21 protein-coding genes are annotated in these 21461 nt (G+C 36.2%); 13 read left to right on the top strand and 8 right to left on the bottom strand.

What is annotated here, in order from left to right; translation table 11 throughout:
* Positions 1-74: 74 nt before the first annotated feature.
* From GN105_RS05250 to GN105_RS05235, 4 genes are all read left to right on the top strand, one after another.
* Entirely contained in the window at positions 75-722 is a 648-nt protein-coding gene (locus tag GN105_RS05250; protein WP_155284386.1) for a hypothetical protein, read from the top strand.
* A gap of 226 nt (positions 723-948) precedes the next feature.
* On the top strand, positions 949-1716 hold the full coding sequence (locus tag GN105_RS05245) for a 3'-5' exonuclease (RefSeq protein ID WP_155284385.1): 768 nt from the start codon (positions 949-951) through the stop codon (positions 1714-1716).
* Between the two features lie 77 nt (positions 1717-1793).
* Entirely contained in the window at positions 1794-2411 is a 618-nt protein-coding gene (locus tag GN105_RS05240) for a DUF4230 domain-containing protein (RefSeq protein WP_155284384.1), read from the top strand.
* A gap of 49 nt (positions 2412-2460) precedes the next feature.
* Positions 2461-3072, top strand: a complete 612-nt coding sequence (locus GN105_RS05235) for a fumarylacetoacetate hydrolase family protein (RefSeq protein WP_155284383.1) — start codon at positions 2461-2463, stop codon at positions 3070-3072.
* Between the two features lie 234 nt (positions 3073-3306).
* On the opposite strand, the gene GN105_RS05230 is transcribed toward GN105_RS05235, so the two are convergent.
* From GN105_RS05230 to GN105_RS05220, 3 genes are read right to left on the bottom strand one after another with little or no spacing between them, the layout of a single operon-like run.
* Positions 3307-4068 carry a TPM domain-containing protein gene (locus GN105_RS05230; protein WP_155284382.1) on the bottom strand — a complete coding sequence of 254 codons (762 nt, stop codon included), beginning with the start codon at positions 4066-4068 and terminating at the stop codon, positions 3307-3309.
* The gene (locus GN105_RS05225) at positions 4068-4511 is read right to left on the bottom strand and encodes a TPM domain-containing protein (RefSeq protein WP_155284381.1); all 444 of its coding nucleotides are present in this window, start codon (positions 4509-4511) and stop codon (positions 4068-4070) included. Before GN105_RS05225 ends, GN105_RS05230 begins: the two co-directional genes overlap by 1 nt.
* Positions 4512-5099 carry a LemA family protein gene (locus GN105_RS05220; protein ID WP_155284380.1) on the bottom strand — a complete coding sequence of 196 codons (588 nt, stop codon included), beginning with the start codon at positions 5097-5099 and terminating at the stop codon, positions 4512-4514.
* Positions 5100-5242: 143 nt separating this feature from the next.
* On the opposite strand from GN105_RS05220, the gene GN105_RS05215 reads away from it, so the two are divergent.
* Positions 5243-5995 carry a DUF4595 domain-containing protein gene (locus GN105_RS05215; RefSeq protein WP_155284379.1) on the top strand — a complete coding sequence of 251 codons (753 nt, stop codon included), beginning with the start codon at positions 5243-5245 and terminating at the stop codon, positions 5993-5995.
* A gap of 848 nt (positions 5996-6843) precedes the next feature.
* Here the strand turns inward: GN105_RS05215 and GN105_RS05210 are convergent.
* Positions 6844-8466, bottom strand: a complete 1623-nt coding sequence (locus GN105_RS05210; protein WP_155284378.1) for an ABC-F family ATP-binding cassette domain-containing protein — start codon at positions 8464-8466, stop codon at positions 6844-6846.
* Positions 8467-8865: 399 nt separating this feature from the next.
* Here GN105_RS05210 and GN105_RS05205 point away from each other — a divergent pair, with 399 nt between their 5' ends.
* On the top strand, positions 8866-9306 hold the full coding sequence (locus GN105_RS05205; protein WP_155284377.1) for a GNAT family N-acetyltransferase: 441 nt from the start codon (positions 8866-8868) through the stop codon (positions 9304-9306).
* Positions 9307-9326: 20 nt separating this feature from the next.
* Here GN105_RS05205 and GN105_RS05200 read toward each other — a convergent pair whose 3' ends face one another.
* Together GN105_RS05200 and mnmA are read right to left on the bottom strand one after the other, a co-directional pair.
* Positions 9327-10085: a lysophospholipid acyltransferase family protein gene (locus GN105_RS05200; protein ID WP_155284376.1), complete on the bottom strand. Its 759-nt coding sequence runs from the start codon at positions 10083-10085 to the stop codon at positions 9327-9329.
* A gap of 70 nt (positions 10086-10155) precedes the next feature.
* On the bottom strand, positions 10156-11364 hold the full coding sequence (gene mnmA / locus GN105_RS05195; RefSeq protein ID WP_155284375.1) for a tRNA 2-thiouridine(34) synthase MnmA: 1209 nt from the start codon (positions 11362-11364) through the stop codon (positions 10156-10158).
* A gap of 134 nt (positions 11365-11498) precedes the next feature.
* Between mnmA and uvrA the strand changes: the two genes are divergently transcribed.
* Both uvrA and lpdA read left to right on the top strand, forming a co-directional pair.
* On the top strand, positions 11499-14420 hold the full coding sequence (gene uvrA, locus GN105_RS05190; RefSeq protein ID WP_155284374.1) for an excinuclease ABC subunit UvrA: 2922 nt from the start codon (positions 11499-11501) through the stop codon (positions 14418-14420).
* 133 nt (positions 14421-14553) lie between these two features.
* Complete coding sequence (gene lpdA / locus GN105_RS05185; RefSeq protein ID WP_155284373.1) at positions 14554-15960, top strand: dihydrolipoyl dehydrogenase; 1407 nt, start codon at positions 14554-14556, stop codon at positions 15958-15960.
* A 162-nt stretch (positions 15961-16122) separates the two neighbouring features.
* On the opposite strand, the gene GN105_RS05180 is transcribed toward lpdA, so the two are convergent.
* Entirely contained in the window at positions 16123-16647 is a 525-nt protein-coding gene (locus GN105_RS05180) for a DUF2892 domain-containing protein (RefSeq protein WP_155284372.1), read from the bottom strand.
* 59 nt (positions 16648-16706) lie between these two features.
* Positions 16707-17714, bottom strand: a complete 1008-nt coding sequence (locus GN105_RS05175) for a M28 family metallopeptidase (RefSeq protein WP_155284371.1) — start codon at positions 17712-17714, stop codon at positions 16707-16709.
* 124 nt (positions 17715-17838) lie between these two features.
* On the opposite strand from GN105_RS05175, the gene GN105_RS05170 reads away from it, so the two are divergent.
* From GN105_RS05170 to coaBC, 5 genes are all read left to right on the top strand, one after another.
* Positions 17839-18159 carry a translation initiation factor gene (locus GN105_RS05170; protein ID WP_155284370.1) on the top strand — a complete coding sequence of 107 codons (321 nt, stop codon included), beginning with the start codon at positions 17839-17841 and terminating at the stop codon, positions 18157-18159.
* Positions 18160-18228: 69 nt separating this feature from the next.
* The gene (gene fabG / locus GN105_RS05165) at positions 18229-18975 is read left to right on the top strand and encodes a 3-oxoacyl-[acyl-carrier-protein] reductase (protein WP_155284369.1); all 747 of its coding nucleotides are present in this window, start codon (positions 18229-18231) and stop codon (positions 18973-18975) included.
* A gap of 36 nt (positions 18976-19011) precedes the next feature.
* Positions 19012-19812 (top strand): outer membrane protein assembly factor BamD, encoded by an 801-nt coding sequence (locus GN105_RS05160; protein WP_155284368.1) that lies wholly within the window; start codon positions 19012-19014, stop codon positions 19810-19812.
* Positions 19813-19833: 21 nt separating this feature from the next.
* Positions 19834-20148: a DNA-directed RNA polymerase subunit omega gene (locus GN105_RS05155; protein ID WP_155284367.1), complete on the top strand. Its 315-nt coding sequence runs from the start codon at positions 19834-19836 to the stop codon at positions 20146-20148.
* A 100-nt stretch (positions 20149-20248) separates the two neighbouring features.
* Positions 20249-21427, top strand: a complete 1179-nt coding sequence (gene coaBC / locus GN105_RS05150) for a bifunctional phosphopantothenoylcysteine decarboxylase/phosphopantothenate--cysteine ligase CoaBC (protein ID WP_155284366.1) — start codon at positions 20249-20251, stop codon at positions 21425-21427.
* Positions 21428-21461 lie beyond the last annotated feature (34 nt).

The following is a 21461-nucleotide window of genomic DNA, read 5'->3' as shown; positions in this document are numbered from 1 at the left end:
TAAGTGCTATAAAAAGAGTTAAAAGAAGTGACTCTTTTTTATTTCCGCACATTATAATAAAAACAAAAAAACCTATGAAAAAACTAATTTTAATGCTTACTTTTGTGGCTCTGATAGCGTGCAAACAGCAATCCAAAGGCGAAAAAGCAACTGGGAATAAGTCAAAAAATATCGCTCAAAGCGTTCAGAATGATAGCTTGGCACTGCTCAACTTAACACGCAATGCCTACAAATGGTTGGAGAATGAGTATTCCTACGAAGATTTCATACCCACTGCCGCCCCCAATGATACGCTATTTAACGGAATAGATTTCGCTATCCACGATGCACAGATACGTAAACTTGAAAAATCGGGCTTCTTTGGGAGAGATTTGATTAACCTATATGATGAAATTGGGCAGAATATTGATTTCGCTTTGCGAGAGCATCACGTGAAATGGGCTGTGGGCGATATTTCTCCGTTTAGCAGGGGAACAAATGATTGGTGTATGTGTCAGGATATTCCTTCGCCCGACTATTACGAGCGAATGACTATTGAAAACATAAAAATTAAAGATGATGTTGCCAGCTTTCAATGGCAATGGGGCGAACCTTCTTGGGGTGATTTCACTTACAAAGTCAAGGCAAAAAAAGAAGACGGAAAGTGGAAAATCAGTTGGCTTGAAGGCTTTGAAGAAACCAACGAATGGCTTCGGGGTATGGTTTTAAACGGAAAGAATTAAGATTTATAGCCGATATTTGTAATATGATTCCCCACAGATTTCACAAATGCACACGGGTTGTTATTTATACATTACATACAAATCTGTGAAAATCTGTGCTATCTGAGGGAGCTTAAAACAGTAAAAAGTAAATAATTCAAATAATAAACATAGAAAAATAACAGCAAAAAAAGAATTAGTTATCAGGTAATATTGCTAATCTTTTCAGCTTAAAATCAAACATTCAATGGAATTAAATTTAGCAAAACCTATCTGTTTCTTCGATTTGGAAACTACCGGAACCGACATTACTAAAGACCGTATTGTTGAAATTTCCGTACTGAAAGTATATCCCAATGGTAACAAAGAAAGCAAAACGTGGCTTGTAAATCCTACAATTCCGATACCAAAAGGAGCAAGCGACGTACACGGAATCACTGACGAACGCGTTGCCAACGAACCGACGTTCAGGGAATTGGCAAAAACCATTCACAATATGATTAAAGATGCTGACCTTGCTGGCTATAATTCCGACCGCTTTGACATTCCACTCTTGGCGGAAGAAATGCTCCGTGCCGAAGTCGATTTCGATTTAGGAAACCGCGTAACGGTGGACGTGCAAACTATCTTTCATAAAATGGAACAACGCACCCTGAGTGCCGCTTATAAGTTCTACTGCGGAAAAACGCTGAACAATGCCCACTCGGCAGCAGCAGACACCAACGCTACCTATGAGATACTAAAATCACAACTCGACCGTTATCCCGAGTTGGACAACAATATGAAAAAACTCAGCGAGTTCACCACCCGAAAACAAGCTGTGGACTTCGCCGGATTTATCGCCCTCAATGACAAAAACGAAGAGATTTTTACCTTCGGGAAGCATAAAGGACGAAAAGTTACGGACATCCTTAATGAAGAACCGGGATATTTCGGTTGGCTCTTGAATGCCGACTTCCCGCTGTACACCAAAAAAGTACTGACTGCCATCAAACTGCGGGCATTTGCCAAATAGTTTACGGCAATCATTTCTTTGGCAAACCGCAACAAATAGCATACAATTCCTTCAAAATAATTTAAAATGAACGTATTATGAAAAAATTTATCTTTGGAATGCTTACCGCAATAGCCCTTCTGCTGGTTATCAAATACTTTTGGGATAAAAAGGAAGCAAGGGAAACATTGGAAGCGGATTCGGCTTTGATTCAAACGCAGATAGCCAACGTCAGCAAACTCATAGTAACGGAAGGGCATTTTGCTGAGGTCATTTCTTACACCGACAGCCAGAAGTATTTTATGGACTTACTGTCGTTCGACAAGAAGATTCTCATCGTAGTAAATGCAGATGTTACTGTCTCTTATGATTTGCAAAAGGTAGTTTATGATATTGATGAGGTCAATAAAAAAGTAATTATCAAGTCAATTCCGGACGCCGAAGTAAAGATTTATCCCAAGATGAAGTACTACGATGTCAGCCAAAATCCGGTAAATCCGTTCGGCACTAATGACGTTAATAAAATTCAACGCAGAGTAAATGAAGAATTGGAGAAGAAAGTTGCACAATCCGGATTAAAGAAAAATGCAGAAAATCGCCTGATTTCGGAACTGGCAAACATCATCTTTTTGACAAAATCCATTGGCTGGACATTAGAGTATAACAGTTTGCCAATTGAAAACGCAAGCGACTTAAAAGCTATCGAGAAGAATTAAACAGAAAAAATATAATAACAAAAGCACTCACCATAAACGCTATATTTTTATGAAAATCATTTGTGTAGGAAAAAATTATGCTGACCACATAAAAGAATTTGACGGCAAACATCCTAAAAACATCGTGTTATTTTTAAAACCCGATACGGCAATTCACAACACGGAACTCCCCTATTATATTCCCGACTTCACTAACGATTTGCATCACGAAGTAGAAGTAATTCTCAAAATCACACAGAACGGGAAATGTATTTCGGAGAAGTTTGCTCACAAGTATTACGAGGAAATCGGTTTGGGGATTGACTTCACCGCTCGCGACTTACAGGCTTCCTTAAAACAAAACGGGCTGTCGTGGGAAAAATGCAAAGCCTTTGATGGTTCGGCGATTATCGGGGATTTTATCCATAAATCACGTCTCGGTGATTTAAACTCGCTTGCCTTCCGATTAGAGAAAAACGGACAAACGGTTCAAGAAAGCAGTACAAGTTTAATGCTCTGGACTTTTGACCAAATCATTGCCGAAGCTTCGAAGTTTTTTACCTTACGCAAAGGCGATATTATCTTCACGGGTACGCCGGCAGGTGTTGGCAGCGTGGCTCCGAACGATATTCTGGAAGGTTTTTTGGAAAATCAGAAGATGTTTACCGTAAATATCAAGTAAATTGGTAAATCAAAAACCTCGAAACGGATTTTCTTTCAGAAGAGAAAATTCCATTTCGAGGTTTTCTATGTAAAATACGTACGTCAAAAAATTTCTAAATTCACGTACGATTAAAAGTTTACTCTTGTAAAAATCCTAATTTGTTTCGGCTTGATGTTGAAAATTATTCCTATTTTTTCGTCAATATCTCTTTGTAATTTTGAGTAATCGATAGTAACAGTTTCAAAAGTGGATTTACCAACTTCCGCTGGCACCTCCGCCTCCGCCCATTCCACCGCCGAAGCCGCCAAAACCTCCCGAGCTGCCTCCGCCTCCGAAACCTCCGCCAAAACCGCCGGAATTTCGCCCCATACTGGAAAGGATTATCATATCAAAAAGGTCAAAACCGCCTCCACCTCGGCTATTATTTCCGCCTTTGCCTCCTTTTGATAAAGCTATAATCAGCAAAAGCATTGCAATTCCAAAAATAACTATCACAGAGAAAGGAATTCCTTGCGTTGGAGTAGCATCGTTCTTATATGTTCCTGAAAGAACTTGCATTATTGAGGTCGTGGCACTGTCAAAACCCGCATAATAATCCCCTTGTTTAAAGTGAGGAATCATATCTTGTGTGATAATTTGCTTGCTCAATGCGTCAGTTAGGTATTCTTCTACGCCGTAACCTGTTGATATTGCTACTTTTCTTTGTTCAGAAGCCATTAATATCAATACGCCATTGTCCTTTCCTTTTTGCCCGATTTTCCATTGGGAAAGAATTTCAGCAGCCTGAAAATTGATGTCATCATCAGTTCTCGGAACGATTGCTATGACAATCCCCGTAGAAGTAGAATCGGCATAATGTGTCAGTTTTGTATTAAGAAGCATCCTTTCTTGGTCAGAAAGCAAATTAACGTAATCCTGCACCGCCTCATTCGGATTTTTCAGTTTGGGAACTTGTGCCAAAAGCAACGGCTGAACAGCCAAAAGCAATATAATAAAGTAATATAGTTTCTTCATCAAATTTCTCCTTTTGAAATATCATCAGGAAGCTCATTGATATCTTCCTTCTGGTATGGAAAATAGCGTTTTAACTCTTCACCAGCTTTCAGAATGCCTTCAATGATTCCCTGATAAAATTGCCCCTTTTGAAAATACGCTTTCATTTGATTTTTAGTGCTTTCCCAAAAATCTGCTGGAACTAATTTGTTTATGCCTTCATCTCCATAAATGGCAAATTTCTTATCTTGAACAGCAAAATAGAACAATACGCCATTGCGTTGGGCTGTGGTATCCATCTTTAATAAATGAAAAACCTCCACAGCTCTTTTGAGAGGCTCTGTGGAAGTTTGACTTTCTAAATGCACACGTATTTCACCCGAAGTAGTTTTTTCGGCAATACGGATAGCTTCTACAATTTGTTGTTCTTCTTGCGAAGTTAAAAAATCTTCAATTCTTGGCATTTATTTAAAATCAAAATTAACTTCGGGTGCATTTTCAGCTCCTTCTTTGGCTTTAAACAACGGCATTTTTGAACGACCTGTGAAACCTGCAATCAAACTGTTAGGAAATAACTCAATGTAAACATTGTATTCCTTTGCTGACGCATTAAAACGATTGCGAGCCACATTAATTCTGTTTTCTGTACCTTCAATTTGTGATTGTAACTGCAAAAAGTTTTGGTTTGCTTTCAAATCAGGATAGCGTTCCACAGTTACCAACAAGCGAGACAAAGCCGAAGTAAGCCCAGCTTGTGCTTCTTGAAACTGATTGATAGCTTCAGGAGTTAAATTAGAAGCATCAATATTTACAGAAGTAGCTTTGGAACGTGCTTCAATCACTTGTGTTAATGTTCCTTTTTCAAAATCAGCGGCTCCTTGTACTGTTTTTACCAAATTACCGATAAGGTCAGCACGACGTTGATATGAACTTTCCACATCTGCCCATTCTTTTTCGGCTTCTCCTTTAAGACGCACCATTTGGTTGTTTTTACTTACACCCCAAAATCCTATAACGGCAAGTACCGCTATGATAATAATCCATTTTTTCATCTGTTTGTAATTTAAAGGGCAAATCTAATAAATAAAATTGATAATCTCATCATATTGTGGATTTTATTTTAATTTTTAAAAAAACTGAAAATTGAAAAATATTTCTATATATTTGCTCTTTCAACAAATAAAAATCGAAAAAAATGAAAAAAAATGTTTTGAAAATGATTCTTTTGGTAGTATTATTAACCACTATTTCTTGCGGAAAAGATACTGATAGTCCAAAACCTAATGAAAATGCTTCAACTTCTGAAAAACTTATTAAGTCAGTAAAAATCAACGGCGGAGAAGAAAATTTAAAAGATGCTATAATTCATTACACCTACAATAAAGAAAATAAAATCACTAAAATCGCTAATTCGTTTGACGTATCTTACCAAAAAGATAAGATTGAAATTGAAAAATTTAAGATATCAGCAACAATCAATGAAAAAGGAAACGTTGTTTCCTTGACAAGAATAGAATCTTCCGAGAAAAACTACGAATATAAATACAATACTGACAATCAATTAGTTCAAGAAACTAAAAAAGCAGGCAAAGGAACCATTGATAAAGATGAAATATATAATTATCATTGGGAAAATGGCAATTTTGTAGCTTTAGGAGACAAAAATAATCCTGATGTAAGAATTGAATACGGTAAGCATAGTAATAAAAATAATTTTTCATTCATTTTATTAAATCGTTTTTCTTATAATAAAATGTTTTTACTTTGTTTACCTTTTCCTACGGGAAAAAGCTCAGAAATGCTTCCTACTCAAGTCTCTTCTGACAGATATTCCTATTCTTACGAATATGAATTCGATAAAGAAGGCTATGTTACAAAAATTACTGAAAACTACGAAAATACCCACGATAAAGAAAAATACGTAACTACGTTCGAAATTAATTACTAAATAAAATATCAAAATAAAGAAGAGGTTATCAGTTTTGAATTGATAACCTTTTTTATTTTATAATTTTAAAGATAAAAACTGAATGAAAGCAATATTTTAGCTTCTGAAATTTATTTTTTAGATTCTAATGATTAAATTTTAGATTTCGATGATTATTTTTTAAATTCAAAAAGCAATATTTTAGGTTCTAATGACTAAATTTTAAATTACAGAAGTAATTTTTTAGATTCTGAAGACAATAATTTAGCTTTCGAAAGCTATTTTTTAGGTTATGGAATTTATTTTTTAGCTTCCAATAACTAAATTTTAAATTACAGAAATAATTTTTTAGATTCTGAAGACAATATTTTAGCTTCAGGAATTTATTTTTTAGGTTCTGAAAACAATATTTTAGATTATGATGACTATTTTTTAGATTCAAGAAGCAATAATTTAGGTTCTGATGACAATATTTTGGATTACGATGACTATTTTTTAAATTCAAGAAGCAATATTTTAGCTTCTGATAATAATAATTTAGCTTCCTGAATTTATTTTTTAGGTTCTGATGACAATATTTTAGATTACGTAATCTATCTTTTTGCTTTTTTAAATTCTTTTTTTGCTTTTTTAGATTTTCAAAACAGAAACAAAAAAACTCCGAACACAAAAAATGCATTCGGAGTCGTTTATCGTAATTATTTTTTAGCCTTTGAAAACTTTTATTGGAAGTGATGTAAAAAGTATGATGCCTTTAAAAAAAGTGTTTTTGTCAGGCTGAGCGTAGTCGAAGCGTTATCATTACAAGGCTTCGACTACGCTCAGCCTGACAATCATAACCTCAATCATACTTTTTATAACACAACCCTTTATTTTCTTTCGTACATCGTTTTGCGAAGTTCTTGAACGTTTTTATCGTCCATATATTCGTCGAAAGTTATATAACGGTCGATAACCCCGTTAGGCGTAAGCTCAATGATTCGATTAGCAACGGTTTGAGCAAACTCGTGGTCGTGCGTGGTAAACAAAACATTCCCTTTAAAATTCTTCAACGAGTTGTTAAAAGCCGTGATACTCTCCAAATCCAAATGGTTCGTTGGTTCGTTAAGCATCAGTACGTTAGCACGAAGCATCATCATACGGCTGAGCATACAACGAACCTTTTCACCCCCCGACAATACCGATGATTTTTTCAGAGCTTCCTCTCCGCTAAACAACATTTTGCCCAAAAATCCGCGAATATACACTTCCTCGCGTTCCTCTTCCGTTTTTGCCCACTGACGAAGCCAATCCACCAACGAATAATCGTTATTGAAATATTCCGAATTGTCCACCGGAAGATACGATTGCGTAGTGGTAATTCCCCATTGGAATTTTCCGCTGTCAGGTTGCTGTTTTTCGTTCAGAATTTGGTAGAAAGCCGTCGTAGCTCGCGAATCTTTTGAAATCACCGCCACTTTATCGTCTTTCGCCAAGTTAATATCTACATTTTGAAACAAAATTTCACCATCGATAGAAGCCGAAAGATTTTCCACGTGCAAAATTTGGTCGCCCGCTTCACGTTCTTTATCGAAAATAATGGCAGGATAACGACGCGATGAAGGTTTTATTTCGGCGATATTGAGTTTCTCCAACATTTTTTTACGGGAAGTTGCCTGTTTTGACTTTGCCACGTTGGCACTGAAACGGGCGATAAATTCCTGTAACTCTTTGGCTTTTTCCTCAGCCTTTTTGTTTTGTTGTGCACGCTGACGAGCAGCTAATTGGCTACTTTCGTACCAAAAAGTATAGTTTCCGGAATAGTGGTTAATCTTTCCGAAGTCAATGTCTGAAATGTGAGTACACACGGCATCCAAAAAGTGGCGGTCGTGTGAAACGACAATCACCGTATTATCGTAATTTGCCAAGAAATTTTCGAGCCAACCGATGGTTTCAAAGTCAAGGTCGTTAGTAGGCTCGTCCATAATCAGTACGTCAGGATTTCCGAAAAGTGCCTGAGCCAAAAGCACACGAACCTTTAACTTTCCGTCCATTTCGCCCATCAACGTATAGTGCATATCTTCCGAAATCCCTAAGTTTGAAAGCAAAGCAGCAGCATCGCTTTCGGCATTCCATCCGTTCATTTCATCGAATTGCATTTGCAACTCACCGATACGGTCGGCATTTTCATCGGAATAATCGGCATAAAGGGCGTCCATTTCCTTTTTTATGGCAGAAAGAACTTTGTTCCCCATAATAACGGTTTCCAAAACCGTGAACTCATCATACGCATAGTGGTCTTGCTCCAAAACAGACATTCGTTTGCCGGGTTCAAGGATGACACGCCCGCTGGTAGGCTCTATTTTTCCCGAAAGGATTTTTAAAAAAGTTGATTTTCCTGCTCCGTTTGCTCCGATGATACCATAGCAATTGCCCTGAGTAAAGGTTACGTTTACCTCATCGAACAAAACTCTTTTCCCAAACTGAACCGATAAATTTGAAACTGTTAGCATTGTCTTTAAAAATTAAATCGGGGGCAAAGATATTATTATTAAATGAAAGAGAAAAGTTTGTACACAAAAAAGCCGACTATAAAGAACCGTCCCCAAACCGAAAATGTAACAAAAGTTAGCAGAAATACTAATTTCTTCATAATTATAATCTTATTTTATAAAAATATACTCCGTTAGACATCGAAAAAAATGAATGGTTTAACAAAAAGAAATTAATAATTCTAATTTTTAAAGATTCTATATATATAAAATTAATTATTAATCACTTACAAATATTTTTACAATCTTAAATAAATTTTTATCATACATTTTCTCTTTGCTTTTTATCAATTTTTTGCATTCCTTGTTGTTTTTTACTTTTTTTTGATTAGTTTTGTTGGAAAAATAAAGAAGAAAACTATGATTACATTTTTAACAAAAGAGCTCATTACTCCGGTAATTGAGCAAGATGCTCGCGATTTATTCTCCTTGCTAAGCAAAAGAAATCAACTTTCTCTTTCTGAGATTTTTAAAAACGAAAAAGAAGCTCCTTTCATAGCTTGTCATATTGAAGATGGAAGGCTTTTAGGAATGGCTTCAATGGCTGTTTACAAGGTTATTTCGGGTCACAAAGGCTGGATTGAGGACGTTGTTGTAAGCGAATCTCAACGTGGAAAGAAAATAGGCAAGAAACTCATTCAAGCCCTTATTAAAAAAGGAAAGTCATTAGATTTGGGGGAAATTCTGCTTTTCACTTCTACTGACAAAATTGGTGCCATCAAACTCTATGAGCAAGAGGAGTTTAAGGATAAAGGTGTTTTGGTGTATGTGAAAGCATTAAAAGAGATTTATCCAAAATAGAAAAAACCGACAACTAAAAATTAGTTGTCGGTTTTTTTCACTTTCAAGAATGATTCGTGTTGCTCGATTGCCATTTCTATTTTCTCAACAATTTGCTCAACACTTTCATTCTCATAATCAATCTGTAAAGGTGCTTTGATAACCATTGACTGCTGAACGCCTTTTTTCTTGATATTGATTCCTTTTTTGTCAAAAGAACGACGAAATCCGTCAATCACAATAGGCACTACAATAGGTTTGTACTGTTTTATTAGGTGAGCTGTGCCTTTACGAATAGGTTTCCAAGGAGATGTCGTCCCTTGAGGAAAAGTAATTACCCAGCCGTCATTCAAAGCAATTCCGATGTTATTTACATCACTTTGTTTGACCTCACGCTTAATGTCTTTCCCTTTTTCACGCCAAGTTCTGTCCACTGGAATTGCACCGACATAACTCAAAATTTTTGGAAGTAATCCTGATTTCATTGTTTCGGAAGCTGCTATGTAATAAATATTTAGCTTCGGATTCCATAAATAGCTTATGTTTTTGATGGTATTTACCCTTCCTTTCAAACTCGCATTAAAAACGTGAAGCATCGCAGCCACATCAGCAAAATACGTCTGATGATTGGATATAAATAACACATTAGTTTGTGGCAATGCTCTGATAACGTCCGAGCCTTCTATTTTTAACTGATTGAATCCATTATAACGACTGTGTGTAATAATTCCAAAAAGCCTTATAAGCCAGCGTTTTATCCATAATATTTGTCCGAACGGACTTCTTTTAAACAATCTCATCTCTTAAATTCCTAATAAAAAGTTCAAAAATCAGAAAAACAAATTCATTAATGACTCATCTTTCAGAATTTTAACTAATCACTCCACTTCCTACAAGTTCTTCCCCGTCATACCAAACAGCAAACTGCCCCTCTGTTACAGCACTTTGTGGCTCTTCAAAATGAATGAAAAGCCCACTTTCAACTTTGTACAAAACGGCTTTTTGCAACGGCTGACGATAACGAATGCGTACCATAAACACTTTTTTATCACCTACTTGCAAGGATAAATCCTTTCGAACCCAATGTACATCATCTTCTTTTATAAAAAGAGCTTTTCGGAAAAGACCTCTGTGATTATGGCTTTGCCCGACATAGATAATATTTTGATTTACATCAGTTTCTATCACAAAAAGTGGTTCAGGTGTGCCTCCCACGTGCAAACCTTTTCGTTGTCCTTTTGTAAAATAATGAGCTCCTTGATGTGTACCAACCTTTTTCCCGTCAGAAGGCTGATATTCAAATCGTTTTGAAAGATATTTTAATTCATCTTCGTAAGTTTCAAAGGTTTTCAAATTATCAAAAGATTTATATCCTTGCCAATCATTTGGAATTTCAATAATATCACCTACCTTTGGTTGTAATTGCTGTTGCAGAAATTCAGGCAAACGTACTTTCCCCACAAAGCAAAGCCCCTGAGAATCTTTCTTTTCGGCAGTAATTAGCCCTTGCTCCGATGCGATAGTTCTAACCTGTGATTTTTGCAATTCACCAATAGGAAATAGGGCTTTACTTAGCTGTTGTTGTGATAATTGGCATAAAAAATAAGACTGGTCTTTATTTGTATCCTTCCCAGAAAGCAAACGATATATTTTTTCTCCATTAACATCAATTTCTTCCTTTCTACAATAATGCCCAGTTGCCACATAATCAGCACCAAGTGAAAGAGCCAAATTCATAAACACATCGAACTTTATCTCCCTGTTACACAACACATCAGGGTTAGGAGTACGACCATTTTCATATTCGCGAAACATATAATCAACAATGCGTTGCTTATACGGCTCACTCATATCAACAGTCTGAAATGGAATGCCTAATTTTTCAGCTACCAGAAGGGCATCATTACTATCTTCCAACCAAGGACATTCATTGGAAATCGTAACCGAATCATCGTGCCAGTTTTTCATAAACAAACCAATGACTTCATAACCTTGCTCTTTAAGTAAATAAGCAGCAACACTGCTATCTACTCCTCCGCTAAGCCCTACTACTACTCTTTTTGAAATATTTTTGTTCATTTTTACCTAATGAAAATATTTTTCTTCAATTGAAAGTGCAAAGCTACTATTTTTTTATGACTTATCACTATTTCCGTTTCACGCCTTATATTTTAACTGAAATTCGTAACTTTGCCCCCTAATCTCATATTCAAATGAAAGAGAGCCAAAAAAAAGAAAAAAACGACAAAACAATACAACACAAAAAAAATCAAACGATAGCCTGTTTGGAAGAAAAACAAACCCAATTTGAGGAAAATATTTCCGTCAAAGGTGCACGCGTTCACAACCTTAAAAACATAGATATTGACATTCCCAGAGAACAACTCGTGGTTATCACGGGGCTTTCCGGAAGTGGAAAATCATCGTTGGCGTTTGATACCATTTATGCCGAAGGACAACGACGCTACATCGAGACTTTTTCTGCTTATGCAAGGCAGTTTTTGGGCGGATTAGAGCGTCCGGATGTGGATAAAATCGATGGACTTTCACCCGTAATTGCTATCGAACAGAAAACCACCTCAAAATCACCGCGTTCCACCGTGGGTACTATCACGGAAGTGTATGATTTTCTGCGTTTGCTCTTTGCTCGTGCATCCGATGCGTATAGCTTCCAAACGGGAGAAAAAATGGTCAGTTATAGTGATGCACAAGTACAAGAACTTATTTCTGAAAAATATAACAATCACAGAATAAATATTTTAGCCCCTGTGGTGCAATCCAGAAAAGGGCATTACCGTGAACTCTTCGAACAGATTGCCAAGCAAGGTTTCGTAAAGGTGCGAACAAACGGTGAAATCCGCGACATCGAAAAAGGAATGAAGCTCGACCGTTACAAAACACACGACATCGAAATCGTCATTGACCGAATGCTTATTGATAATCAGGAGGAAACCCAAAAACGCCTGAGTGAATCCATCAAAACTGCAATGCACTACGGCGATGGCGTTTTGATGGTTCTTGAACAGGAAACAGGGCAAGTTCAGTATTTTAGCCGTAATTTGATGTGTCCTACAAGCGGAATTTCCTACCCGATGCCCGAGCCAAATACCTTTTCGTTCAACTCTCCCAAAGGAATGTGTCCGCATTGTAACGGATTGGGCGAAGTTCAAGAAGTAAACATCAATAAAATAATTCCGAATAAGCAACTCTCTATCAAAAACGGAGCCATTTCAGCCATAGGAGAGCAAAAAAACACGTGGATTTTCAAACAATTGGAAACCATTTTGCATAAATTCGGAGCGAAAATGTCCGATAGTTTTGAGGAACTTCCGCAAGAGGCTGTAGAGCTTATTTTATATGGTGGAAAAGAAAAATTTTCCGTAAAATCAGATGTTTTGGGAATTACCCGAGATTATGAAATTGATTTTGAAGGAATTGTGAATTTCATTAAGAATCAATACGATAATTCCGATTCTTCTTCCATAAAAAGATGGGCTTCCGAGTTTATGGACACGCTTCCTTGCCAAGAATGTAACGGAAGCAGATTGCGAAAAGAAGCACTTTATTTCAAAATAAACGAGAAAAACATCGCGGAACTCTCCAATATGGATATTTTGGAGCTTTCGCAGTGGTTTGCAACGCTTTCCGACCAAATTTCGGACAAACAACGTAAAATTGCATCGGAAATTATCAAAGAAATACGCACGCGTTTGCAATTTTTGGTAGATGTAGGGCTGACGTATTTATCATTAAGCCGAAGTTCAAAATCGCTTTCAGGCGGAGAAGCCCAGCGGATACGTTTGGCAACGCAAATCGGGTCGCAACTCACGGGCGTTTTGTATATTTTAGACGAACCCAGCATCGGTTTGCATCAACGTGATAACCAACGACTTATTAACTCTTTAAAATCGCTTCGTGATATCGGGAATTCGGTTTTGGTGGTGGAACACGACGAAGAAATGATTCTCGAAGCCGATTACGTCATTGATATAGGTCCAAAAGCGGGGAAAAACGGCGGAGAAATCATTTTTAAAGGTACACCCAAGCAAATGATGGACGCAAAAACCATCACTGCGGATTACATCAGTGGCAGGCGACGCGTTTCCGAACCCAAAAGCCCCCGAAAAGGCAACGGAAAGGAGCTTATTTTGCGTGGTTGTACCGGAAATAATCTTAAAAACGTGTCCGTAACCTTTCCTTTGGGAAAAATGATTGGCGTAACGGGCGTTTCGGGTAGCGGAAAATCAACTTTGATAAATGAAACGCTTTATCCGATTTTGAATGCTCATTTTTTCAATGCGGTAAAAGTTCCGATGCCTTATGAAAGTATCGAAGGATTGGAAAATATTGATAAGGTCATTGCTATTGACCAATCACCTATTGGACGTACACCTCGCTCCAATCCGGCAACTTACACGGGAGTTTTCAGCGAGATTCGCACTCTTTTTACACAAACGCCCGAAGCGATGATACGTGGATACAAACCAGGGAGATTCAGCTTTAATGTCAAAGGCGGTAGATGCGAAACCTGTGAAGGCTCGGGACTAAAAGTCATCGAAATGAACTTTCTGCCAGACGTTTACGTGGAGTGTGAAACCTGTAAAGGCAAGCGTTTTAACCGAGAAACACTTGAAGTGCGATATAAAGGAAAGTCAATCGCCGACGTTTTGGATATGACCATCAGTGATGCGGTTCAATTCTTTGAAAATATCCCGAAAATTCATCGAAAATTAAAAACCATAGAAGAAGTTGGTTTGGGTTATATCACTCTGGGTCAGCAATCTACAACACTTTCAGGCGGAGAAGCCCAACGTGTAAAATTGGCGACGGAGCTTTCCAAAAAAGACACAGGAAACACCTTTTATATATTAGACGAACCCACAACTGGGCTTCATTTTGAAGACGTTAGCGTTCTGCTGGAAGTGCTTGATAAATTGGTAGATAAAGGAAACACAGTGCTTGTGATAGAACACAATCTTGACGTAATTAAAGCAATGGATTACATCATCGATATTGGCTATGAAGGCGGAAAAGGCGGCGGCGAAGTGGTAGCCTACGGAACTCCTGCGGAAGTAGCAAAACAAGAAAAGAGCTACACTGCCAAGTTCTTAAAGGGAATGATAGAAAACGAATAATCCAAGAAATTTAAAAATAATTTAGAAAAATGTTTTTCTACTTACAGATAAAAAAAGAAAAAATTAGTTTTTGTATTTCTATCTTTTTATTTGTATGTTTGTGGCATTAATCATAGAATTTAATCATTAAGTTATGAAAACGTATGATGTTGTTGTAATAGGTTCAGGACCCGGAGGTTATGTAGCAGCAATACGCTCGGCACAGTTAGGATTCAAAACTGCCATTATTGAAAAATATGACACTTTAGGAGGAACTTGCTTAAATGTAGGTTGCATCCCGTCAAAAGCCTTGTTGGATTCTTCCCATCATTATGAAGATGCTCTAAAACACTTTGAAGCTCACGGAATTGAAGTTTCCGGTGAGATAAAAGTCAATCTTAAAAAAATGATTGACAGAAAAAAAGCAGTAGTAGAACAAACTTGTTCGGGAATCAAATTTTTGATGGACAAAAATAAAATTGATGTTTTTCACGGATTGGGAAGTTTTGTGAATTCTACTCGAATTAAAATTACCTCAAAAGATGGTTCTTCCGAAGGAATAGAAACCCAAAAAACAATCATCGCTACCGGTTCTAAACCTTCTTCCTTACCTTTTATAACGATTGATAAAGAAAGAATTATAACTTCTACCGAAGCTCTAAAATTAAATGAAATTCCAAAACACTTAATTGTTATTGGAGGTGGTGTTATCGGTTTGGAACTCGGACAAGTTTACAAACGATTGGGAGCCTCTGTTTCCGTTGTTGAATATATGGACGGCATCCTTCCTACAATGGATAAAAGTTTAGGGAAAGAACTCACAAAAGTACTTAAAAAACAAGGATTTAAGTTCTACATAAGTCATCAAGTAAAAGAAGTTTCACGGAATGGAAACGTAGTAACCGTAAAAGCTACTACTCAAAAAGGAGAAGAAATCACACTTGAAGGGGATTACTGTTTGGTCGCTGTGGGAAGAAAGCCTTACACAGACGGACTGAATTTGGAAGCAGCTGGCATTAAAACAGATGAACGTGGCAGAATTGAAGTGAATTCACATTTACAAACCAGTGTTTCAAATATTTACGCCATTGGAGATGTAGTTCGTGGAGCAATGCTGGCTCACAAAGCAGAAGAAGAAGGAGTTTTGGTAGCTGAGCAATTGGCTGGACAAAAACCTCATATTGACTACAATCTAATTCCCGGAGTCGTTTACACTTGGCCAGAGGTTGCCAACGTAGGAAAAACAGAAGAGCAACTTAAAGCAGAAGGAATTGCATTCAAATCAGGACAATTCCCGATGCGTGCTTTAGGGCGTTCCAGAGCAAGTATGGATACAGATGGATTCGTCAAAATCTTAGCGGACGCTTCTACCGATGAAATTTTGGGAGTTCATATGATTGGTGCAAGAGCTGCCGATATGATAGCCGAAGCCGTAACTGCTATGGAATTTAAAGCAAGTGCTGAGGATATTTCACGCATTAGCCACGCACACCCAACTTTCACCGAAGCAATTAAAGAAGCTGCTTTGGCTGCCACAGATAATCGTGCTTTACATATCTAAAATACAAAAAGTTTTTTTCATAGTTTTAAACATTTTATTATTCAGAAGGAAATCATTGGGAAGTGATTTCCTTTTGTATTTTTATAATTGAACCCAAGTAGCAAAAAATAAAAAGGTGATAACCTTCGATTACCACCTTTCATATAAAGTAAAATTTTTTTTTTAAATTCGTTTAAGTTGTTGCTGCATCATTTTGATTTGTTCGGTCATCATATTTTGCTTATCCAATTTTTTAGCTTCAGCAAGCAATTCTTGAGCTTCACGTTTTCTGCGTTTTTGAATCATAATTCCAGCCAAACTCAACTTTGCCATCGCAATATCGTAGCTCATATTCAAACCTAATTGTAATGCCTTTCTGAAGTATTTTTCAGCTTGAGTAAGGTTTATCTGTGAATAAATAATTCCGTGTAAATAATTATAGTATCCTTGCTGTTTTTTAATCAAAGCGGTTTCCGGATCAACTATTTTACTGAGCCACTTTTTCGTTCCTTCAAAATCTTGTTTTCTCAACCTGAGGAATGCCAATAAAATAAATTCATTCCTGAAATACAACAATATGGGAATTGAAGACAACAATATCAAAGCTATTCCATTTCCTATATTTCCTTGTGTGAATTGATATATTGCATAAACATTAATCAACACAGCAAGAACAATTTTTACATATTTATTTTGTAGATATTTCATTTTTTGTATTTTTTTTAACGAAACGCAAAGGTAATAAATTAAGTCTTAACTACAAAAATTTATTTTCCGTCTCTGTCCACTTTTATACGCTCCGAACGATTGGCAAGCTCCCACGTTAAGGCAAAAATTAACTTGGTACGTTTTGTCATTGCTTCAAAATCTATTTTATCGTGTGTATCCGTAGGTTGGTGATAGTCAGAATGTAATCCATTAAAAAAGAAAACCGAAGGAATTCCGTGTTTTGCAAAGTTATAATGGTCAGAGCGGTAATAAATCTGCCACGGGTCATCACGATCATCATATTTGTAATCCAATTTCAAATTGACATATTTTCTGTTCATTTCTTCATTAATTGTATGCAATTCCGAACTTAATCGGTCTGCACCAATAACATACACATAATTATTGTCTGTGTGTAAATCATCAACTCGTCCTATCATATCAATATTTATATTGGCTACGGTATTCTTTAAAGGATATAACGGATTTTTAGAATAGAAATTCGACCCATAAAGTCCTCTTTCTTCGCCTGTTACAAGTAAAAACATCACCGAACGTTTTGGAGCGTATCCCTTTTTCTTCGCTAAATTGAAAACGCGTGCCAATTCCATTACAGCCACCGTTCCCGAACCATTGTCGTCTGCACCGTTGTATATTTCTCCATTTTTCATTCCCAAGTGGTCATAATGTGCTGATACTACGATAACTTCCTCCGGTTTTTCACTTCCTTCAACAAAAGCCCAAATATTATCGGAATCGTTGAATTTATTTCTGAAAAAAGATTTCGGCACAGTTTGAAACCATCCCGAAGCCTTTGACGGATACGTAATTCCTTCCTTTGTGTATTGTTCTACAATGCAATTTGCTGCCTTTTTGATACCTTCACTTCCCGTATCTCGTCCTTGCATCTCATCGGAAGCAATTACTTTCAGCGTTTCATTTAATCTCTGTTCGGAAATTTCATTTAAGAAAATCGGAAGCACCTTGTCTTCACTCTGAACATCATTTTTTTGAATGCTACAACCAAAAACCGAAATAGCAATAAAAGATAAAAATATTCTTTTCATTTGTTTGACTTTCTTCTGTTTTAAATTAGACGATGGCAAATTTAATAAAGAATATTGAATTCATTCAAATCAAGAAAATTAAATTTTATTTATATATTTGCACTCTGAAAATGTTTTATCTGAAATGTTACGTGAACAGTTAAAAAATTTATTTCCTGACCATATTGAGGAAGAAACTCCTGCAGAAAACGTGTCAAATATCTGGCTTCAGGATGAACCTCTGATTTGTAAGTACGAAAAACGCAAAGGCAAGCCTGTAACAATCATTGAAGGATATTTAGGAGCTGATGAAGATTTTAAAATTTTAGCAAAAGAAATCAAAACTCTTTTGGGGGTTGGAGGTTCTTTCAAAAATGAAACTATTATAATTCAAGGAGATTACCGCAATAAAATTATGGAATTTCTCAAAGGAAAAGGATTTAAAGTAAAGCGTGTTGGCGGATAAAAAATAAAGTTACTTTTTAACACATTCAGACAAAAACAATAATTTTTAACAATAAAATTTAAACTAAATATGAGACTATTAGAAGGAAAAACTGCAATCATAACAGGAGCAAGCAGAGGTATCGGAAGAGGAATTGCCGAAGTTTTCGCCTCACAAGGTGCAAATGTTGCTTTTACATATAGTTCATCAGTAGAAACAGCTCAAAAATTGGAAGACGAATTAAGAGCGAAAGGTGTGAAAGCGAAAGGATATCAAAGCAATGCTGCTGATTATGAAGCGGCTCAAAAATTAGCTGAAGATGTCGTTGCAGAATTTGGAAGTATTGACATTCTGATAAATAATGCCGGAATCACAAAAGATAATCTCTTAATGCGAATTTCAGAGGAAGATTTTGACAAAGTAATTGAAGTAAATTTGAAATCTGTTTTCAATATGACCAAAGCTGTGCAACGTACTATGTTAAAACAGCGTAAAGGCTCCATTATCAACATAAGCAGTGTTGTGGGAATAAAAGGAAATGCGGGTCAATCTAACTATGCGGCTTCAAAGGCAGGTATGTTGGGCTTTACAAAATCCATCGCTTTAGAACTGGGTTCCAGAAATATTCGTTGTAATGCAATAGCTCCGGGATTCATCGAAACTGAAATGACAGCCGTCTTGGATGAAAAAGTAGTACAAGGTTGGCGAGATAATATTCCTTTGAAAAGAGGTGGTCAGCCAGAAGATGTTGCCAATGCGTGTGTATTTTTAGCATCGGATATGTCGGCATACATCACAGGACAAGTATTGAATGTTGACGGCGGAATGCTTACATAATTTTGATAAATCATAAAAACTATTTACTTTTGCCGAATGCAAGTTAGGAAATATATCGTAATAGGTTTAGTTGGTGCGAGTTTGTTAAGTGCTTGTGGAGAATATCAGAAAGCCTTAAAGTCTGATGATGCTACAGTTAAGTACAATATGGCTGAACAACTATATAAAGAGGGAAAATACAAAAAATCAATCCAGTTGTTTAAAGACATTATGGACCAATATGCGGGAAGACCTCAAGGTGAACGAGTGGTTTATATGGCTGCAGATGCGTATTATAAAACCAAACAATACACCACTGCTTCATATCAGTTTGAACGCTTTTGCAAATTGTACCCAAAAAGTGAAAAAGTAGCCGAAGCCGCTTTTTTGGCAGCCAAAACAATCTACTTGGAAACTCCTAAGTACAGTGTTGACCAAGAAGTTACACATCAAGCACTTGAAAAGTTACAACTATTCTTAGACCGATATTCCCACACAGAATACGCAAAAGAAGCTAATGAAATGACGTTGGACTTGCTAACACGTCTTCAGAAAAAAGAGTTTGAAATTGCAAAACAATACAATTTAATCCGTGATTATCAAGCAGCTATGAAGGCTTTAGATAATTTCCTATCAAGCAATCCGGGAACTGTTTTCAAAGAGGAAGCTCTTTTTGTTCGTTTGCATTCAGCTTATGAGTGGGCTATCAATAGTGTGGAACACAAAAAAGAGGAACGTTTGAAAATTGCCAAAGAAGCATACGAAACTTTGGTAAAATCGTATCCTGAAACATCTTACAAAAAAGAAGCTGATAAAATGCTTGAAAAAATTGAAACATCATTGAAAATTTACTCATAAAAATTTATAAAAAAGAATACTATGGATTTTAAAAAGATTGATGCTCCTACTTCTACAGTTACTTACAACAGAAGTGCTATTGAAGCTCCCACCGGAAATATTTACGAAGCCATTTCAATCATTGCAAAACGTGCAGTACAAATAAATTCTGAAATTAAAAAAGAATTAATTGAAAAATTAGACGAATTTGCAACTAATAACGATAATTTGGAAGAAATTTTTGAGAATAAAGAACAAATTGAAGTTTCTAAATTCTACGAAAAACTCCCTAAACCACAAGCAATTGCAATTAAAGAATGGTTAGAGGATAAGGTTTATTATAGAGAAACCAACTAATAATCAAGATTATTATTTGTATTAATTTGTATAAAACATAGGTTTTAAGCAGTAAACACAATGGTTTATTTCTTGAAACCTTTTTTGATTTGATTAGTTTATGAATATAATTTTAGGAATCACAGGAGGAATTGCCGCTTATAAAATGCCTCACTTGGTACGTTTATTGGTAAAAAAAGGACACAATGTAAAGATTATTTTAACAGAAAGTGCAGAAGAATTTGTAACTCCTTTAACATTGGCTACATTGTCCAAAAACAAAGTGGTTTCATCATTCAAAACAAATGATAATCAATGGAATAATCACGTAGAATTAGCTCTTTGGGCTGATGTGATTCTTATCGCTCCTGCAACTGCAAATACTTTGGCAAAAATGGCTAATGGTTTGTGTGACAACCTGTTATTAGCCACCTACTTTTCTGCTAAAGCTCCCATATTTGTAGCACCTGCTATGGATTTGGATATGTATGCACATCCCACTGTGAATGAGAATCTAAATAAATTACAATCATTTGGTAATCAAATAATTCCTGCTGTTTATGGAGAATTGGCAAGTGGATTAATCGGACAAGGAAGAATGGCTGAACCTGAGGATATTATAAATTTTATCGAAACCAATTTATCCAAAAACTTTCCTTTAAAAGGAAAAAAAGTATTAATCACAGCCGGCCCTACTTATGAAGCTATTGATCCTGTGCGATTTATAGGTAATTTTTCAACAGGAAAAATGGGGATTGCCATTGCCAACGAAGCCGTGAAACAAGGTGCTGAAGTTCATTTAATTTTAGGTCCTTCTTCAGAAACAAATATTGACAGAAATATTCACTTACATCGTGTAGTGAGTGCGTCGGATATGTACGAAGCTACTGTAAATCAATTTGAAACATCAGATATTGCCATTCTTTCAGCAGCTGTTGCCGATTACACTCCAAAAACAAAAGCTCCGGAAAAAATCAAAAAGAAAGAAACTTCACTAACTTTGGAATTGGTTTCCACAATTGATATTCTTGCCTCGTTAGGAAAACAGAAGAAACAACAACTCCTTATAGGATTTGCTCTGGAAACTGAAAATGAGTCAGAAAATGCAAAAACAAAACTCAATAAGAAAAATTTAGACGGAATTGTACTTAACTCACTGAAAGATAAAGGTGCAGGATTCGGAACTGATACAAATAAAATAACATTTATCACACAGAATAGTGAAGTTTCGTTTCCTTTAAAAAACAAAACCGAAGTAGCAAAAGATATCTTAAATGAAGTATTAAAACTCAAAAAGTAGTAAAAAATAAGGGCAAAAGTTCATTTTGCCCTTA

The organism is Capnocytophaga felis (assembly GCF_009684755.1).
Taxonomy (GTDB): Bacteria; Bacteroidota; Bacteroidia; order Flavobacteriales; family Flavobacteriaceae; genus Capnocytophaga; species Capnocytophaga felis.
The sequence above is the reverse complement of the archived record's forward strand: the minus strand, read 5'-3'. Positions and strand labels throughout refer to the sequence as shown.

Excerpts from the sequence above, each read along its gene's own strand:
- GN105_RS05220 (WP_155284380.1), bottom strand. The coding sequence starts at position 5,099 with ATGAAAAAATGGATTATTATCATAGCGGTACTTGCCGTTATAGGATTT.
- GN105_RS05155 (WP_155284367.1), top strand. The coding sequence starts at position 19,834 with ATGGATTTTAAAAAGATTGATGCTCCTACTTCTACAGTTACTTACAAC.
- GN105_RS05240 (WP_155284384.1), top strand. The coding sequence starts at position 1,794 with ATGAAAAAATTTATCTTTGGAATGCTTACCGCAATAGCCCTTCTGCTG.
- lpdA (WP_155284373.1), top strand. The coding sequence starts at position 14,554 with ATGAAAACGTATGATGTTGTTGTAATAGGTTCAGGACCCGGAGGTTAT.
- GN105_RS05205 (WP_155284377.1), top strand. The coding sequence starts at position 8,866 with ATGATTACATTTTTAACAAAAGAGCTCATTACTCCGGTAATTGAGCAA.
- GN105_RS05235 (WP_155284383.1), top strand. The coding sequence starts at position 2,461 with ATGAAAATCATTTGTGTAGGAAAAAATTATGCTGACCACATAAAAGAA.
- fabG (WP_155284369.1), top strand. The coding sequence starts at position 18,229 with ATGAGACTATTAGAAGGAAAAACTGCAATCATAACAGGAGCAAGCAGA.
- GN105_RS05210 (WP_155284378.1), bottom strand. The coding sequence starts at position 8,466 with ATGCTAACAGTTTCAAATTTATCGGTTCAGTTTGGGAAAAGAGTTTTG.
- GN105_RS05200 (WP_155284376.1), bottom strand. The coding sequence starts at position 10,085 with ATGAGATTGTTTAAAAGAAGTCCGTTCGGACAAATATTATGGATAAAA.
- GN105_RS05180 (WP_155284372.1), bottom strand. The coding sequence starts at position 16,647 with ATGAAATATCTACAAAATAAATATGTAAAAATTGTTCTTGCTGTGTTG.
- coaBC (WP_155284366.1), top strand. The coding sequence starts at position 20,249 with ATGAATATAATTTTAGGAATCACAGGAGGAATTGCCGCTTATAAAATG.
- GN105_RS05230 (WP_155284382.1), bottom strand. The coding sequence starts at position 4,068 with ATGAAGAAACTATATTACTTTATTATATTGCTTTTGGCTGTTCAGCCG.
- GN105_RS05160 (WP_155284368.1), top strand. The coding sequence starts at position 19,012 with ATGCAAGTTAGGAAATATATCGTAATAGGTTTAGTTGGTGCGAGTTTG.
- GN105_RS05250 (WP_155284386.1), top strand. The coding sequence starts at position 75 with ATGAAAAAACTAATTTTAATGCTTACTTTTGTGGCTCTGATAGCGTGC.
- GN105_RS05175 (WP_155284371.1), bottom strand. The coding sequence starts at position 17,714 with ATGAAAAGAATATTTTTATCTTTTATTGCTATTTCGGTTTTTGGTTGT.
- mnmA (WP_155284375.1), bottom strand. The coding sequence starts at position 11,364 with ATGAACAAAAATATTTCAAAAAGAGTAGTAGTAGGGCTTAGCGGAGGA.
- GN105_RS05225 (WP_155284381.1), bottom strand. The coding sequence starts at position 4,511 with ATGCCAAGAATTGAAGATTTTTTAACTTCGCAAGAAGAACAACAAATT.
- GN105_RS05245 (WP_155284385.1), top strand. The coding sequence starts at position 949 with ATGGAATTAAATTTAGCAAAACCTATCTGTTTCTTCGATTTGGAAACT.
- GN105_RS05215 (WP_155284379.1), top strand. The coding sequence starts at position 5,243 with ATGAAAAAAAATGTTTTGAAAATGATTCTTTTGGTAGTATTATTAACC.
- uvrA (WP_155284374.1), top strand. The coding sequence starts at position 11,499 with ATGAAAGAGAGCCAAAAAAAAGAAAAAAACGACAAAACAATACAACAC.
- GN105_RS05170 (WP_155284370.1), top strand. The coding sequence starts at position 17,839 with ATGTTACGTGAACAGTTAAAAAATTTATTTCCTGACCATATTGAGGAA.